Source organism: uncultured Hymenobacter sp. (genome assembly GCF_964242765.1).
In the GTDB taxonomy this organism is placed as follows: domain Bacteria; phylum Bacteroidota; class Bacteroidia; order Cytophagales; family Hymenobacteraceae; genus Hymenobacter.
In genome coordinates this window covers 21,142-38,290 of the sequence record NZ_CAXTBM010000053.1, presented here as the reverse complement: position 1 = coordinate 38,290, position 17,149 = coordinate 21,142, and the positions used below count along the sequence as shown (strand labels likewise).

Annotated in this window: 13 protein-coding genes and 1 pseudogene (1 of these 14 cut by a window edge); 5 read left to right on the top strand and 9 right to left on the bottom strand. The window is 54.9% G+C overall.

The genetic code is table 11. From position 1 onward, the window contains the following. A partial coding sequence (locus ACFE7X_RS19130) for a class I tRNA ligase family protein (protein WP_375437293.1) occupies positions 1 to 1,234 on the bottom strand: 1,234 nt, incomplete at its 3' end. 251 nt (positions 1,235 to 1,485) lie between these two features. Between ACFE7X_RS19130 and ACFE7X_RS19125 the strand changes: the two genes are divergently transcribed. Together ACFE7X_RS19125 and ACFE7X_RS19120 are read left to right on the top strand one after the other, a co-directional pair. Continuing rightward, positions 1,486 to 2,436: a carbon-nitrogen hydrolase family protein gene (locus ACFE7X_RS19125; protein WP_375437292.1), complete on the top strand. Its 951-nt coding sequence runs from the start codon at positions 1,486 to 1,488 to the stop codon at positions 2,434 to 2,436. Positions 2,437 to 2,555: 119 nt separating this feature from the next. Continuing rightward, complete coding sequence (locus ACFE7X_RS19120; RefSeq protein WP_375437291.1) at positions 2,556 to 3,761, top strand: N-acetyl sugar amidotransferase; 1,206 nt, start codon at positions 2,556 to 2,558, stop codon at positions 3,759 to 3,761. Between the two features lie 121 nt (positions 3,762 to 3,882). Here ACFE7X_RS19120 and ACFE7X_RS19115 read toward each other — a convergent pair whose 3' ends face one another. Next, positions 3,883 to 4,233, bottom strand: a complete 351-nt coding sequence (locus ACFE7X_RS19115) for a 4Fe-4S binding protein (RefSeq protein WP_375437290.1) — start codon at positions 4,231 to 4,233, stop codon at positions 3,883 to 3,885. 242 nt (positions 4,234 to 4,475) lie between these two features. Here ACFE7X_RS19115 and ACFE7X_RS19110 point away from each other — a divergent pair, with 242 nt between their 5' ends. The 3 genes from ACFE7X_RS19110 to ACFE7X_RS19100 all read left to right on the top strand — a co-directional run bounded on the left by ACFE7X_RS19110 (position 4,476) and on the right by ACFE7X_RS19100 (position 10,668). Further along, positions 4,476 to 5,486 (top strand): acyl-CoA reductase, encoded by a 1,011-nt coding sequence (locus ACFE7X_RS19110; protein ID WP_375437289.1) that lies wholly within the window; start codon positions 4,476 to 4,478, stop codon positions 5,484 to 5,486. Positions 5,487 to 5,950: 464 nt separating this feature from the next. Then, on the top strand, positions 5,951 to 10,384 hold the full coding sequence (locus tag ACFE7X_RS19105) for a DUF4394 domain-containing protein (RefSeq protein WP_375437288.1): 4,434 nt from the start codon (positions 5,951 to 5,953) through the stop codon (positions 10,382 to 10,384). A 74-nt stretch (positions 10,385 to 10,458) separates the two neighbouring features. Further along, entirely contained in the window at positions 10,459 to 10,668 is a 210-nt protein-coding gene (locus ACFE7X_RS19100) for a PID-CTERM protein-sorting domain-containing protein (RefSeq protein WP_375437287.1), read from the top strand. An 86-nt stretch (positions 10,669 to 10,754) separates the two neighbouring features. Here the strand turns inward: ACFE7X_RS19100 and ACFE7X_RS19095 are convergent, their stop codons facing one another. From ACFE7X_RS19095 to ACFE7X_RS19065, 7 genes and pseudogenes are all read right to left on the bottom strand, one after another. Beyond that, positions 10,755 to 11,627 (bottom strand): nucleoside phosphorylase, encoded by an 873-nt coding sequence (locus ACFE7X_RS19095; protein WP_375437286.1) that lies wholly within the window; start codon positions 11,625 to 11,627, stop codon positions 10,755 to 10,757. Between the two features lie 100 nt (positions 11,628 to 11,727). Next, positions 11,728 to 12,681, bottom strand: coding sequence for a rhodanese-related sulfurtransferase (locus ACFE7X_RS19090; protein ID WP_375437285.1), 954 nt, complete (start codon positions 12,679 to 12,681; stop codon positions 11,728 to 11,730). 106 nt (positions 12,682 to 12,787) lie between these two features. Then, complete coding sequence (locus tag ACFE7X_RS19085) at positions 12,788 to 13,420, bottom strand: NeuD/PglB/VioB family sugar acetyltransferase (RefSeq protein ID WP_375437284.1); 633 nt, start codon at positions 13,418 to 13,420, stop codon at positions 12,788 to 12,790. A 126-nt stretch (positions 13,421 to 13,546) separates the two neighbouring features. Beyond that, entirely contained in the window at positions 13,547 to 14,812 is a 1,266-nt protein-coding gene (locus ACFE7X_RS19080) for a hypothetical protein (protein WP_375437283.1), read from the bottom strand. Next, positions 14,809 to 16,107, bottom strand: coding sequence for a DUF2851 family protein (locus tag ACFE7X_RS19075; protein WP_375437282.1), 1,299 nt, complete (start codon positions 16,105 to 16,107; stop codon positions 14,809 to 14,811). The genes ACFE7X_RS19080 and ACFE7X_RS19075 overlap by 4 nt, the downstream gene beginning before the upstream one ends. Positions 16,108 to 16,327: 220 nt before the next feature. After that, positions 16,328 to 16,972 (bottom strand): outer membrane lipoprotein carrier protein LolA, encoded by a 645-nt coding sequence (locus ACFE7X_RS19070; RefSeq protein ID WP_375437281.1) that lies wholly within the window; start codon positions 16,970 to 16,972, stop codon positions 16,328 to 16,330. Positions 16,973 to 17,091: 119 nt separating this feature from the next. Continuing rightward, a pseudogene (locus ACFE7X_RS19065) lies at positions 17,092 to 17,149 on the bottom strand (DNA translocase FtsK 4TM domain-containing protein); it runs 2,714 nt beyond the window's last position.

Here is a 17,149-nt window from a genome sequence, read left to right as displayed (position 1 = left end):
CGTTCTCCATCCACACCCGGTACATGTTCTTGAACTTGGGCGGGTGCAGCTTGATTTCGTCGTTTTCCACTACGGCCAGTGCCGGCTTAGCTAGGTGTTCCATTTTCAGGAACCACTGCAAGCTCAGGCGCGGCTCAATTACGGCCCCGGTGCGCTCAGAAGTTTGCAGCACGCTGGCGTACTCCTCCACCTTATCAAGCAAGCCCGCCGCTTCGAGGTCCTTTACGATGTTGCGGCGCGCCGCAAACCGATCCTGGCCGACATATAGTTCGGCTTTCTCGTTGAGCGAGCCATCGTTGTTGAGAATGTCGATAACGGGCAGGTTGTGCTTCAGCCCCAGCTCATAGTCGTTCAGATCGTGTGCAGGCGTCACCTTCAGCGCGCCCGTCCCAAAATCAATACTTACGTACTCATCCAGAATAACTGGAATCTCACGCCCTAGCAACGGAATCCGCACTTTCGCGCCGTGCAGGTGCTGATAGCGCGGATCGTTCGGGTTTACGGCCACGGCCACATCGGCCATGATGGTTTCGGGCCGGGAAGTGGCAACAGTCAAATATTGTTGGCTTGAATTTGTCTCTCCCAAGACAACATCTATTTTCTCTCCTTTCGTAGCAACCACCTCATACCGCAAGTGGTACATTTTGGCCAGGGTATCCTTGGCAATTACTTCCTCGTCGGACAAGGCGGTGCCACCTTGGGGGTCCCAGTTCACCATCCGGATGCCACGGTAGATAAGGCCCTTTTGGTGCAGGTCCACGAACACGCGCAGGACGGCTTGGGTGAGTTCGGGCTCCATGGTGAAGCGGGTCCGGTCCCAGTCGCAGGAAGCCCCGAGCTTCTTGAGTTGCTCTAGAATGATGCCGCCGTATTTCTCTTTCCACTCCCAGGCGTGCTCCAGAAACTGCTCCCGGGTCAGGTCTTTCTTCTCGATACCTTTCTCCTTGAGCAAGGCCACCACCTTTGCTTCGGTGGCAATGGAGGCGTGGTCGGTACCGGGTACCCAACAAGCTTCCTTACCTTGCATGCGGGCACGGCGCACCAACACATCCTGAATGGTATTGTTGAGCATGTGGCCCATGTGCAACACACCCGTTACGTTGGGTGGTGGAATCACCACCGAATAGGGTGTTTTTAGCGGGTTGGCCTTGGCTTTAAAGAAGCCCTGTTCCTGCCAGCGCTGATACCATTTGGCTTCAACATCGGCAGGATTGTACGTTTTGGCGATAGACATCGACAATAGAAAAAAGACAGTTTATATTAGCCGCAAAAGTAGGGTTTTACGGTCGTGACTTGATAGAACCTAATTGGCTATCGTGAGCGGTTGGTATTAATTCCGACTTTAATCACAAATTAACACAGTAAAATCAAAGATAAACACTAAATTTGATACCCCAAGTCGATGCCTGGATGAGCTTACCCTATATCTCGCTATTTTGATATAACCAGTGAACCACTCCAACATTAACTTCTCTTTTCTGCTGTATGGCTGCTTTGTTTAAATTCCGTAAAACTTTTTCCCCGCAGCCACCAGCTTCCACTGCTCCGGCGGCAACTGAGTTGGTTGCTGCAAGTGCACCTGTTGCCACCGATACAATTCGCATCGGCATGGGCCAGTTGCTGGTCGAGGGTGGCGAGCCCGACCGCAACCTTGACCGCGCAGCCCTCATGATTGCCGAAGCGGCTACCCGCGGTTGCGACGTCATTCTGTTGCCTGAAACGCTGGACTTTGCCTGGACTCATCCCAGCGCCCTCACGGAGGCCCAACCGATTCCGGGTCCTTACTCTGACCGGTTGAGTGAGGAAGCCATTCGCCATCAGGTTTACGTTTGCGCGGGCCTCACCGAAAAAGCCGCCGATGGCCGGGTTTATAATGCGGCACTGCTCATCAATCCCAAGGGCGAGATTATCACCAAGTACCACAAAATCAATCTACTCACGGTGGAGCAGCCTTATTACGCAATAGGGCAAACGCTGAATGTAGTAGACACTCCGCTCGGCAAAATTGGCGTCAACATCTGCGCCGACAACTTCATCGATGGCCTCTCCATTGGCCACACGCTGGCCCGTATGGGCGCCGAATTTATTCTCTCGCCCTCATCCTGGACCGTGGATTACTCTATCACGGAAGAGCATGATCCGTACCGCGAGAAATGGGTGAAACCTTACTCCATTTTGGCCCGGCTCTACAACGTGGCGGTGGTTGGCACCACTTCCGTCGGTTATATTGTAGGAGGACCTTACGAAGGTAAAAAAAGTGTGGGCTGTTCGCTAGCAGTGGACGCCGCCGGCATTCGGGCCCAAGGTAAATTCAACGAATTTGCAGGCGATTTGGTGGTAGTCGATATTCCGCGGCCAGACCGCGCCGAAAAGGGCACGCAAATTGGTGAGATGCTGTTGCGCAAAGGTTTCAAGTTCGATACCCTTCCGTCCTGAGTCCGTATTACCGGAATCCATGGGGTTCCTCTCCTTGTTTTGTTTTTCCTGCTCCATTCTCTCTACTGGAATTCGCAAGATTCCAAGACCAACCTACTCTCCCTTAATTTCAGTTAAACATGGAGATTCGTACTCGCGAAGGTACTTTACCCCAGTACTCTACCGCGCAAGCCTACCAACGCTGCACCCGTTGCATCATGGATACCACCGTTCCTGGCATCACCTTCGATGGCCAGGGCGAATGCAACTTCTGTGAAGTACACAGCCACATGGACCGAGCTTTTCCGCTTGGCGAAGCTGGCCGGCGGAAAGTGCAGGAAATAGCCACTGATATTAAACGACTCGGCCGGGGCAAGAAATACGACTGCGTGTTAGGCGTGAGCGGCGGCCGCGACTCGTCGTTTACCCTCTGGTACTGCGTGGTAAAACTAGGCTTGCGCCCGTTGGCCGTGCATTTCAACGACGGCTTTGGCAACCCAGTTGCGGGCGAGAACATGGTGAAGGCCTGCCACAAGCTCGGGGTGGAAATGCGTACCATCACCTCGGATTGGCGCGAATCGAAAGATTTGAAGATTGCCTTCTTGAAAGCGTCCACGCCCGATATGGAAGAAGGTACCGACGTGGGTATTGCAACTGCCCTGTATGGGGTGGCCGCCAAAGAGGGTATTCAGCGCATTGTTATTGGGCAGTCGTTTCGAACGGAAGGCATTGCTCCGCTTACTTGGAACTACCTGGATGGCAAGTACTTGAAAGCGGTGCACAAGCGGTTTGGAACAGTACCGTTGCGCCCATGGAAAGCCGATGACCCAGGCTTCCATCTGGATTTAGAGCAGATGTTTTACTACGCCTTCATTCGCCGCATAAAAACGGTGACGCTGCTTTACCACGTGGATTACGTGCGGGCCGACGTAGATGAATTGCTGGTCCGGGAACTGGAGTGGGTGAACCCGGGAGCCCACTACTTCGACGACCTTTACCAGAGTGTCATCTATTACCTCAACCGGACCAAGTTCAACATCGACCGGCGGCTGTTCAACTACTCGGCGCTGGTACGCTCCGACCAAATGAGCCGCGAAGTGGCTTTGGAACGCGTAAAACACATCAATGGCATCGAAGACGAACGAGTCATCAACTTGTGCATTAAGCGACTAGGCCTAACACGGGCAGAATTCGAGGAGATTGTGAAAGCTCCGCCCAAGACATTCCGTGATTACCCGAACAATTACTCACTGATCCGCAAGCTCCGGTGGCCGATCAAAATTCTAAGCCAACTCAATTTGATTCCCGAGTCGGCCTACGATAAATATTTTAACTGTGGCACGTAAGCCCAAATGCCCTATTGCCTAGTAAAAACAGAAGGGCTTGCCGTTTGGCGAGCCCTTCTGTTTTTACTAGGCAGAGAACAGTGTTTCAAGCCCTCACAACACAGGAGCTATAAAACAAGCACTATGCTTCGTTGTGTAGCCACTGCTTTTTTGCCGTCAGCTTGTCGCGCGACTCGCGGTAGTCGGGGTCGTCTACGCAGCAGTCAACGGGGCAAACGGCGGCGCACTGCGGTTCCTCGTGGAAGCCTACGCACTCGGTGCACTTGTCGGATACGATGTAGTAGTACTCATCGGAGATAGGCGTTTGGGGAGATACGCCGGACACAGTTGCCCCGCCGTCAATCGTTACTTCTTTTAAGGCAGTGCCATCAGACCAGCGCCAGGCCGCACCACCTTCGTAAATGGCAGTGTTCGGGCATTCCGGTTCGCAGGCCCCGCAGTTAATGCACTCATCGGTTATCATGATGGCCATAGCCGTGGAATCAGGTAAAGTGAGTAATGGAAAGCATGTACGCGAAAAAAACACGCGCGGCGGTTTCTTTGGTCCTCAAAAGTAGAAACTAACTCGTAGTCTTGCGAGTTTTTTGCAGATACCTAAATGGGAAGTAAGTGAATCGCGCGTTTGATGTTTTGACGCGCCGCCTGCGTCAGCGGCGCGTCGAAAATGTTATTTCATACTTTACTGCCTTTCCGCTTCACCCTTTCATCCCTAGAATGACCCACTCCGACCGCTTGGCTGCTTTTGTGGCTTTAGGCCAGTACCTGCGCCAGCTTCCTGCCGATACAATAGCAGGCTTGGCTGCTCAGGCTCGTAACCGAAATGCCTGGTTTGATTTGCCGAACGTAGCCTTGGCTGTGCGCAGCGTGGCCGATATGCTGCGGGAGGAACCGTTGCGGCGATGGGCGGCCCGCTATCGAACCGAGCCTGAGACGCCGCGCCAGGTGGGTGTGGTTATGGCGGGCAACATACCGCTAGTAGGCTTTCATGATGCGCTTTGCGTGTTGGCAAGTGGTCATACGCTGCTGGCCAAGCTCAGCAAAGATGATACAGTGCTTATGCTCTGGATTTTAGGAGAGCTGACCCGGATAGAGCCGCGTTTTCAGGATAGCATTCAAGTACTAGAGCGTCTTAATGCCGCTGACGCGTTTATTGCCACCGGCTCCGATAATACTGCTCGCTACTTCGATTATTACTTTGGGAAGCGGCCGCACATCATTCGCCGTAACCGCACCAGCCTGGCTGTGCTAACAGGCCATGAAACTTCGCACGAGTTAGGTTTGCTTGGCGAAGATATTTTTCGGTACTACGGGTTGGGCTGCCGTAACGTGAGCAAGCTCTTTGTGCCGAAAAACTACGATTTTTCGCCTCTCCTCGATTCTTTGCGGCCCTGGCACCACGCACTTGACCATCATAAGTACAACAACAACTACGACTACAACAAGAGTATTTTGCTGGTTAACGGTGTGCCCCATCTCGATACAGGCTTCCTGCTGCTGCTGGAAAGCCCACTGCTTGTCTCGCCTATTTCGGTGTTACACTACGGCACCTATAGCCACGAAATCGACTTAGTTGATCAGTTAACTGACGTTGCCGCGCAAACGCAGTGCTTGGTATCGGGTAGTGGACAGTGGGCAGGCAGTGTAGCCTTTGGGCAAGCTCAGAGCCCGAGCGTCACAGACTACGCCGACGGCGTAGACACAATGGCTTTTTTAGCTGAACTCTAGCAGCGCTATGGCCTGCTATTATCATTGAAACGCAGCCGCAATACTGCACAAAACCAAGCACTTATAGATTCCGCCGTAGTAGGCTAGCCTTATATATTTCAGGCCACATTTTTTGTGCCGAAAAAAATATAAGGCTAGCCTGCTTTTTTATTTTTTACCCTTCTATCAATTTGTTGGGCTCACGCTCTTCATCCTTACCTCTGTAAGTCACTTATTCCAAGGCTTACACGCTATACTAATTATCACCTAAACTTCTCGGTTACGAGCAGTTTTGAGAGAAGGTTGCTATCATTTTTTTGCTTCCTCGGCTTTAGCTTCTTGTTGAAGATTTGCTTGAATAGACGTGCAATCCAGAGAGCATATAGCCTCCGTATGGACTTCAGTCACGGGCTACCCTATATGTAAGTCAGCCCATTGCACTGTAAAACCTCTTCTATTCTCTCACTTCTACTTCCGTTTGCTGTATGCGCAAAAATGTACCTTTCCTCTCCGTCAACGACGGGAAGAGCCGCTTCCACCGGTCCGGTTTACTGGGAATAACATTAGGTTTAGGCTTGCTTGCGGCAGTGCCAGCCGCGGCTCAAACAGTGTATGGCCTTTCGGGCACCAATCTGGTAGCGTTTCAGGCTACAGCGCCAGGAACTATTACCTCAACCGTTGCCATAACGGGTATCACGGCTGGACAGAATGTGGTGGGCATGGACGTCCGGCCTAACACGGGGCAGCTATTCGCTTTGGGGTACAACGCAGCTCTTGCTGCCAACAACACGCAGCTCTATACGCTTGATGTCACCTCTGGCGCAGCTTCACCCGTCGGGGCAGCTATTACCTTGAACCTGGGATCGGTGCTCGATCTGCCCCGCATCGGCTTCGACTTCAACCCCACAGTGGACCGGATTCGGGTGGTCAGTTCCAACGATGCCAACTTCCGACTCAACCCCAACACTGGCGGTATTGCGGCCACGGACCTCGCCCTGAACTACGCGGCTACCGATACGAATACCGGTACCAACCCCGGTGTGGGCGCGGCAGCCTACACCAACAGTTACATTGGGGCCGCTGCTACCACGCTCTACGATATTGATGAGGCCGCTAGCCGCCTAGTAACCCAGATACCACCCAATAATGGGACTCTTAACACAGTGGGCGCTCTAGGCGTGACAACCAGTGCCCTCAATCAATCGGCTGACCTTGATATTTTCTTCAACCCAAGCTCAAGCGTCAACCAAGCCTATCTGGTGGTGGCTACGCCGAGCCTGACGGGTACCAGCGCACTTTCCAATTTCTACGCGCTGAATCTGGCTTCAGGTTCCACCGCTTCGGGGGCGCTCATCGGCGACGGTACTATTGTCGTGACCGACATTGCTATTGCCATCAACCGGACGCTGCCAGCCGTTACGGGCCAGTTACTGTACGCCACGCAAGTATTCGGCGACCCGGTAAACACCAATCTGCTGTCGTTTGATTCGGCTAATCCCGCTATCATCCGCTCCATTGTGTCCGTTACGGGCATCGCCGCCGGCCAGACGCTGGTTGGCACCGATTTTCGGCCCAATACAGGTCAGTTGATCGGCATGGGCTACGATGTTACCACAACTGGTCCCAACTCGCAGTTGTACGTCATTAATCCAATCACCGGCGCGGCCACTAGCCTAGGGGCAGCTATCCGCTTGGAGCTGGGTGGCGCCACCGACAACATTGGCTTCGACTTCAACCCGACGGTGGACCGGATTCGGGTGGTGAGTACCAACCGCGCCAACTATCGCCTCAACCCCAACAACGGCGCCCTGGCTGCTACGGATGGCAATCTTGCCTTTGCTGCGGGCGACCCCAACGCTGGCTTTACGCCCCGCATTGGCTCAGTGGCCTACACCAACAGCTTCGCGGGCAGCACGGGCACGGCGCTCTACGATCTGGATGATTTTCTGAACGTACTAGCCCTACAGAATCCGCCGAACAACGGCACGTTAAACACCGTCGGCAACAACACTTTTATAGGGATAAACTCGACTAATGCACAGGCGGATCTGGATATTTACTATAATACCGCCACGCAGGTTAACCAGGCCTTCATGGCCGCCATTGTATCGGGCTCGACCGTTAGCACCTTATTTACGCTGAACCTAACCACCGGTGCCGGCACCCGGGTAGGCTCTATTGGCTACGGCGTACCCGTGCGCGACCTTTCAGCGGCGCTCGACCCGGCCAGCATTCCGAACAGCACGGCGGCTCTTACCGGGCGTTTGTTGTACGGTATTGCCGGCGGCAACCTGGTATCGTTCGACTCCGATAGGCCTGCTGTCATTCGGACGGCCGTGAACGTTACGGGTCTGCCAGCAACCGCCACCACTACCCAAGTGATAGTGGGCGCTGATTTCCGTCCCGCTACCGGCGACCTATATACGCTGGGATATGACGCGGCAAATCAGCAAGCCCAGCTCTACACCGTGAACCTGACGACTGGCGCTCTTACGGCTGTTGGCAGCCTGAACCCGCTGGCGCTGGGAGCTTCGGCCACGGCCATTGGGTTTGACTTCAACCCCACCGTGGATCTAATTCGGGTGGTATCGGCAACCAACCAGGCAAACTTCCGTGTGAATCCCAACACGGGGGTCATCACAACAGATACCAACCTAAACAGCGTCAATGGGGCGCCGATAATGCCGGCTGCAGCTTACACCAACAACGATAACAATCCCGCAACGGGCACTATGCTCTACGGCTACGACCAGCTAAGCAATGCCTTATTGCTTTCTTCGAATGCCAACGGGGGAGTGTATGACAATGTGGGCACCGCTGGCTCGGGTATCACGGTTAACCCGATAGGCGTCGACTTCGATATTTTTGCCGACCTCACCAACCCGGCCACGCCCGTCAACTCGGCGTTCCTAGTGGCAGCCTCAAGTGGCGCTACCGTTGACAATCTTTACACTGTGAACCTGGGTGCTGGCACGGCTACTTTGGTAGGACGTATCGGCAACGGCAGCAACCTAACGGGTTTAGCTGCCTTTTTCACTCCCACCTTCCTGGGGCTGACTTGGACTGGGGCCGTAAGCACGGATTGGGGCACGGCCGGTAACTGGAGCCCTGCCCAAGTGCCCACAGCTACCGACAACGTAACCATTCCGAACGTGGCCAACGACCCGGTAGTGAGCAACGGTCAGCAGGCAAACAGTTTGACCTTGCTAACCGGCGCGACGCTGACCACCGCCCCCAGCGGCACGCTTACACTGAATGGTAACTTCACCAACAACGGCGGCAGCACGCTAGGCAGCGGCACTGGAACCGTGGTCTTCAACAGCACCACGGCGCAGACGATCAGCGGTACAACCACCTTCTTCAACAACCTTACGGCTGGTACCGGTGGCATCCTGACGAGTAGTCCGGTGCAAGTACAACGGGTGCTGACGCTGAATGGCAACCTGACCTCGAACGGCAACCTGACTCTTCTCTCCAACGCTACCGGCACGGCGCACGTGGTGAGCACCAGCGGCACGGTAGTGGGCACCGCGACGGTGCAGCGCTATATCGACGCGGGCGCGAATGCTAGTGCCGGCTACCGTCACTACTCGGCTCCGGTTGGAGGCAGCACCATTGCCGATTTGGCAACCAGTGGTTTCTCGCCGGTGGTGAACTCAACTTACAACACGGCCGCTGATCCGGGTTCCGTAACTCCGTTCCCCACGGTCTTCGGCTACGAGCAGAGCCGCGTAACTACCAGCGGCAGCCCGGCCCCGCAAGACTTCGACAAAGGATTCTTCTCCCCCAACGGCCTCGGCGACGCCCTCGAAGCGGGCCGGGGCTACACCGTCAACATCCCGGCTTCGCAGACGGTTGATTTTGTTGGTACGCTCAACAACGGCACCATTACCCGTGGCAACCTCACCCGCGGCGCCCAAACCGAGTCGGGCTGGCACCTGTTAGGCAACCCCTACCCTTCGCCTATCGACTGGGACCTAGTGGGCCGGAGCAGCGTTGATGCCAGTGTGTACGTGTTCCGCTCTTCGGGGCAATATGCCGGCACCTATTCAAGCTACGTAGCCGGCACGGGCACCAACGGCGGCACCGACCAGCTTGCGGTGGGCCAGGGCTTCTTCGTGCGCAGCAGCGCAGTGAGCACGGCCGGCACGCTAACCTTCACCAACGCCGCCCGCCTAACCACTTACGCTAACCCAACCTTCCAACGCACTGCTGGCACCGACCCGCTGGTCCGTTTGGACTTGCGCAGTGCCAGTGGCAGCGCCGATGAAGCTGTGGTTTACTTCGCGGCAGGTGCTACTACCGGCTTCGATTCCAGCTTTGATGCCTACAAGTTGGCTGGTGGCAGTCCGCTGCTTCTGGCTTCGCAAACCAGCACAGAACGTTTCTCTATCAATGGCCTGCCAACTTTAGGAGCTACTGACGTGCTGGTGCCACTGGTAGTAGATGGTGCACAGGCCGGCACCTACACGCTACACGCCACGGAGCTACTGAACCTGCCAGCAGGTACTTACGCTTACCTGCGCGACACCCAGACCGGCACTATTACGGACTTAGCAACTCAATCCAGCTATTCGTTTGCGCTCGTACCAGGCGCGGCAACGGGGCGGTTCTCACTGCAACTCACTCAGCAGCGCATTCTGGCCAACGCTTCAGCGGCACTCAGCCAGCAAGTTGCTTTGTTCCCGAATCCGGCCCGCGAACAAGTTTCGCTGAGCTTACCTGCGGCGCTAGCCAAGCAAGCTATTCGGGTGTCGGTGGTGAATACTCTCGGCCAAGTGGTTTTAACGCGCGATTTGGCGGGCACACGCGGTACCGAAACGCAGTTGCTGTCGCTCTCGGGCGTAGCCAAGGGCATTTACACGGTGCGTTTGAGCACCAGCGCTGGTATAGTCAATAAGCGACTTGTGGTAGAGTAAAACCGTTCCTAGCGGCCGGCCTTGCTTTGGTAAGTAGGGCCGGCTTCTGGCATCTCACTTCTAAAAATTCTTCTATGAAAAGCTTCCTCTCAACTAACCGCTATTTGCTCGGCACGGCCTTATTCATTGCTGCTTTGAGTGCCGCGCAGCCCGCTTCAGCGCAAGGCCCCGGCTCCGGCGGCCCTACCCCTACCGCCGTGCCTATCGATGGTGGCGCTTCTCTACTACTGGCTGCAGGAGCGGCTTATGGCTTGAAGCGCCTACGTGCAGCCCGCAAACGCTAGCTACCTGTCTTCAGTGAAAAAGAGCGGGCGCACCGAAATTTCGGTGCGCCCGCTCTTTTTCACTGAAAACAGGTTCATTTTCAGCGCTACACTCGCTCCAGCGTCTTGGTAATCAAATCATGCATAACAGCGTCGGTGTTCGTAGCAAACTCACCGGTTGCGCGGTTGGCTACTATGGCATTCAACGAGACAACCTCATGGCCAAGCAGCCGACCCAAGGCGTAATAACCAGCCGTTTCCATCTCGAAATTAGTGAGGCGAAACTCCCCTTCGGCGCTTTGGTAACGGAAATTCTGAAACTGCTCGATCAGGTCGGGGCGGCGTAGGTCGAGGCGCAGTACCCGGCCTTGGGGACCATAGAAGCCGGGGCAGGTAAGGGTATTGCCGACCACCATGCCCGCCCCAAGTTGCTCGCGCAGCAAATCGGTGCCGCGGACGCAGTACGGACGGTAGTCGAGGGCCAAAGCCTGTTGCACGCCCGTGGCTACCTCTATTTCCAAACCGGTTTCCACCAATGGGTAAAACTGCATCAGCGAATCGAGCCCGATGGCATGCTCGGTAACCAGGTGCGAGCCGACCGGAATATCGGCCTGCAAAGCGCCGCTGGTTCCTACTCGGATAATACGCAGCGCAATGTGTTCTTCGCGGGCCCGCACTTCGCGGGCTACAAAGTCGATATTGACAAGGGCATCCAGTTCATTAAGCAGAATGTCGATGTTGTCGGTGCCCATACCCGTGCTAATCACCGTGAGGCGCTTGCCCTTGTAGTAGCCGACGTGCGTCACGAATTCGCGCTTGTTCATCCGGGTCTCAATAGAGTCGAAATGCTCACTGATCAGCGGCACCCGCTCCGGATCCCCAACCGTAATAATTGTGTCGGAAATGTGGTCAGGCTGCAAGTTGAGGTGATAAATGCTGCCGTCTTTGTTGAAAATCAGCTCGGATTCGGGAATGGGCATAGTAGTATTCGTTTGTTGTCAACACCTTGGGCTTTCGCGCGCTTGAAGCCGAGGCAATGTGTATTCTTTAACGACGAAAAGCGAAAAAGAGCAACGTTATCTACCGCACTGGCGCCCGGTAGGAAATCAGGCCTTGCTCGGGCCGGTAATGGTTGCTGACTTTGGGGTAGGTACCCGTGCCGTCGTAGGGGCGCTTGTCGGGGTGCTCCTGGCAGGTGGGCGAGCAGGCGCCTTGCAGCTGTTCGCCACAGGTTTCGCAGAGTGGCACGTGCGCATTGCAGTGCGGATTGGCGCAGTTTACCATCCTATCGGAAGGCGTATGGCAGTGGTGGCAGTGGCTGATGATGGTTGGGTTGACCTGGTTGACATCCACGGCCACGCGCCCATCGAAGACGTAGCACTTGCCCTCGAAATCCTCACCGCCAGCTTCCAGCCCGTACTTGATAATGCCGCCGTGCAGCTGGTACACGTTTTCGAAGCCTTGTTCGAGCAGATACGCACTGGCTTTTTCGCACTTGATGCCGCCCGTGCAATACGTTAGAATCTTTTTGTCTTTGTATTGCTCTAAGCGCTCCAACCGATCTGGAAATTCGCGGAAGTTCTCGATGTCGAGCGTTACGGCATTCTTGAAACGGCCAAGCTCGTACTCGTAGTCGGAGCGCACGTCGAGCACCACGACGTCGTCCTGATCTTTCATGTCGCGAAACTCCTCGGGCGAGAGGTGGATGCCGGTACGCTCGTAGGGTTTGATGTGCGGCAACCCTACGTGCACAATTTCCGGCTTCACGCGCACGTGCAGCTTCTGAAACGTGTGCGCTTCCGCTTCTTCCACCTTGAATTCCAAGGCGTGAAACCGCGGATCGGCTTTTACCAGTTGCATATAGTCAGCGCAGTCGGCTACTAACCCCGAGACGGTACCGTTCAACCCTTCGGGCGCCATAATGATGCGTCCGCGCAGGTTGAGGCGCAGACAAAGGCGGTGGTGTTCTTCCCGGAACGCCTCCACATCGTCGATGGGCGTGTAGCAGTAATAAAGTAAGACGCGGTAATCCATTGTTGAATGCTTGGTATTATGTAGTAGGTAGTAAGATAGTCAGCAGCAGAACCATATGACCATAGGTTCTAGAGGCATCTTGTTACTTGCTCCTACTATCTTGTCTCTAAACCTTAACAGCAGGGTTGCCAAATACAGTTTGGTTGGCAGGTATATCGGCTACTACCACGGAGCCGGCACCCACGCGGGCTTTGTTGCCGATCTTGACCCCGGCCACCACTACCACGCCGGCCCCAATGAAGACCTGTTCGCCGACCACTACGCCCGCATTCAGAATAGCTCCGGCGCTAAGCTGCGAATAGTCGCCCAACTCAGCTTTGGCATCGACCACGGCATTGGCCCCGATCAGGCAGCCGTTGCCAACCTTGGCGGTACCAGACACCACGGCATTGGCTCCCACTTGGTTGCCGTGCCCCAACCACGCGTGCGGCGACACGCTCGCGCGCTGGTGGATGGCGTTAACGGGTACCACGTCGTATTCATCGTGGAGCATGGCCGTGAGGCTGCGGCGGCTGGCCGTGTCCTCGGTTGCCACGAAAACCTCGCACTTTTTACCTAGCAGTTTTAGCAGTTCTTTGTCGTCGGTATTGCCCATCACGGGCACATCGAACACTTCAGTGTTCTGGAGCTTGGTGTCGTCGTCGAGGAGGCAATACACCACCACGTCGTTGGAAAGGAAAGCGTCGAGGGCAGCAATACCCACGGTTTGGGCACCAAGAATGATAACAGGGTTTTCCATACGTAGCGAAGAAGAGCCGACGGAGCGCCGACCGGATTCAAACCGCAAAGATACGCCACGCCCCGCAGCCTGCCACGCTTGGGCTTCGTTGATTGAAGGGCAGCAGGAACTAAGCGAAGTATCAACCTACAAGCCGAGCCGCCGAAGCACCCGGGCCGCGTACTCGTTTTGCAAGGTCAACCACAACACGAATGGCAGCAACGCCACCCGGTAGCGATTCATCGTGCCTAGGTTGGGCGTACTCAAACCAATTAAGGCCGCTAGGGCCAAGCAGTAAAACAGCATAGCCACCACCAACGCAAAAGGCAGTTCCCCCGCCCGCCCCCGCCATAAGGCCAGCAAAGCCGTTCCCAAAACACTCAGCAGCAAGATGTTTTCCAGGCCCACTGCCTTATAGCCTGGGCTTCCCTCCCAGAACCAGGGCCGGCTCAGGGTTTCCCAAATGGCCTGTGGTGCGTTCCGGATTACGCTTTCGCTATTGGGGCTAAACTCCTTGAACGTAATGCGCGGTCGTTCCCCCGACTGCTTACTTAGCTCGTTGTAGTTGCGCAAGAGCTGAAGCGTGATGCGATTCGGTCGAAACACCACCGTTACTTCGCTTGCCACCCAAGCCCCGGCCCAAATAGTAGCTACGAAAACCATGAGAATCACCCACCGCTGGCGTGCACCGCCCAATTGCTGTAGCACCTGCACTACCACGAGTCCTGCTAACGCACTGAAAAGCAGTGCTGCAAAGAAATAGCGCATTTTAAATTGAAGCGCTGCTAGCAATACGAAACCCAAAACGCTTGGAATCGAAAACAGCTTCTTACCATAAAGCCACCCTATCAAAATGGCCACAAGTCCTGCTGCACTTCCAACTACCAAGCTCTCCTTGGTGATACCCGCCGACCAGTAGACAACGGTTGGCCATCCCAAGAACCCGATTAAGGCGGCCCCGGGAGGGCTCTGCGGAAAAGTTTGCGCCAGGGTCCGCACCAAGGTCCAGCAGGCCACAAAACAAAACAACGATATATACAATCCATTCCACCAGCTAGTACTATAACTAGCCAAGTTTAAAACCGACAAGATCTTGGCTGTGAAAAACGTGTTCGAGTAACCGTGATAGACGAGGTACAGCTCTTTGTTGTAGTGAAACTCGTTGCCGAGCATGGCTTGCCACCAAGCGCCCGGTTTTTCCCAGAGTTGCAAGGTCATTGTTGTTGAAAACTGATGCATATGCTGCGCATCAGAGCTAGGTTTCCAGCAGGCAACCACCCAAGCCAGTAGTTTCAGCGCTAGTACCGGGAGCAGCCAGCGTCCTAGATGCGGCTTGCGCAGCTGCACGCGCAGCCAGCGCCAGAACAGCACAGCCAGCGCCGCATTAAGCAAGATTGCAACGATCAGCTTCAACGTTCAACTAAGTTACGCTGTAAGATTCGGCTGCCTACGGCGCAGTGCAGACAGCGGCGTGGGGCGCAATAGGCTCGGTGCAGTGCGAGCAGCCCCTGCGAATCGGCAGCGTTGCGGTGCTGGAAGCCTAAGACGGCGTAGTTATCGGTGATGTGATTGTGCTCGGCGGGCAATAAACTTAGTAATGCTAAGGCACTTTCCACAAGTTCGGGTTGGCCGATGTGGCGGGCGTACGCTACCCGTAGCGGCACTACTACGTTGGTAATCAGTAGATGAATGCTGCTTTTGCCCAACCCTGGCACTTTTCCCGCAACGCCGGGCCGGTAATGGCCGCGCCAATACGCAGACGTGGGTACTTGGAAGAACTTTGTTAGCGTTGGCAGGTCGGCAGCCGTTAGCAAGGCATCAAAGAGCGCGGGACGAGCATGCAATACTGCCCCTAGTTGGGCTAAACGTACTGACGGGAAGTTGGCGGGCCGCAGCCGCAGAAAATTCCACTCGTGCGCGGCCAAGGCCGTGCCGTGCAAGCTGTATTTGTGGCGCAGAAAATCAAATTCGCGGCGCAGGATAGTTATGTATTCATCCCCCACAGAATCCTCGTTTTCCGCCAGCAAGCCCGCCTGTCCGAACAACAGCGCTTCCAGTTGCAGAAGATCATGTCGGTGGCGACGTACGACAGCCAGCGGTAGCGCCTTGGCCAACCGAGTCAGTGGCTCACTGTTTTTCTGGAAGCCAAAGGCGGCCGCTAGCGTGTGGTAGGTGGTAGCCTCCCAATCGTCGTTGAGGCGCTGATGCAAGGCGGCTACTACTGAGGCCTTGAGTTCCACTCGCTCCAACAAGGCCCGCTCTACCATGCTGGTGCGGGTGATTTCGGGTACCGCCGGTAGTTGCGCTGCGCAAGGTAATATGGTGGCTGGTTGTTCTAGCAGCTTATGATAAGCGCGCAGTAAATCGGGGCCAACGCGCGCTGCCAAGGCTAAAGCAGGCACCGTACTACCATCGAGGCGCTGCACCGGCTGATCGGCTTCAAACACTACGTGCAATACCACCTGGTCGTATTTGAGGTCTGTTTGATGCTGGTGGCGATGCCAGTCGGAGGCTTTCAAATGAATTTCGACGGCTCCGCTCCACTCTACCTCGTCTAGTTGCAAGCGCGCTGTGAGAAAGTCCGGGCCGGCATCGGCGTTGCGGTAGCCAGGTTTTAGAACGGTAATAAGCTGGCCGTCGGTGGTACGCAAATTGGTTTTATCGAAGTACTGATGTTGCCAAACGTAATGGAGAAAATCTTCTTGCATAATTAATCGGCTATAGAAGCCCGAAATATAGCTGTTGTCGGCCGGCATGTGGCGTCATGGGGAAGGTGCTTTTTATTTCAGCATAACTATATTTTACGTCTTAGCTCTGCGTAGCCTGCACCTGCTTGTCGTCTTTAATAACCTGTGTAGTACCTGAAAACAAACTGGCCCGCCTTCGCACGAAGCGAAGACGGGCCAGCTAACTAAGCAAACCAAACGCTTAACGTAGGTCGATAACTTTTACGCCCTTGTACTTAGCCTTGTCGAAGGCAAACGTGGTGGCGTCCACGGGCACGTTGGGCGTGAACTTGTTGATTTTGACGGTGTAGCGGTTGCCGTTCTTTTTGAACATCTGCCAGCTTTTAACCGAATTATCGGTCTTGCTTACCTTCATCCGCACCTTGAAAACGGGGTTGCTCCGGTCTTCGGGGGCGAGTTCGATGATGTCTACTACTTCCCCGCCCTCCTTGGCTTCCTGTACATACGAATACTTGTAGCCTTTCTTGTAGAGCGTATAAATCTGAGCAGGCGAAATTTCCTGCTCATCCGACTCATAGTCGGAGATGTTGACCTCGTTTTCGGCTTTCATGTAGGTGTACATGGTCTTGCCGTCGTTGATAACTTCCTGGCCGCTCATCTTCAGCCGGAACTTCTGGCCGCTCACGGTGATGTCGCCGCTCATGTTCTCCTTCACTTTGGCTGCGTCGTTTTCCAACGTTTGCGTGAAAGAGGCTTTATAAGCCTTCATGGCCTGATATTTAGCACTCATCTGGTCCAGAATCTTACCAGCTTTAGGGTCCTGCTGCGCCGTAGCGGTTGAGACTAACGAAACCGACAGGGCGAACAGGGCGAGAATTTTTTTCATTACAAAAAGGTGGTTCAGTAGAGATAAGTACAGAGACGTACGAAACCGGGCTTTGTTTAAGACTTAACAAAAAGAACTTTAAAATGATCCTCTTTGTGCTCTATTTCGCGCCTCGCTACTTATTTAGGCAACGTATTCAACAACTGTTCCAAACTATATTCGTCTGGAATTAGGACC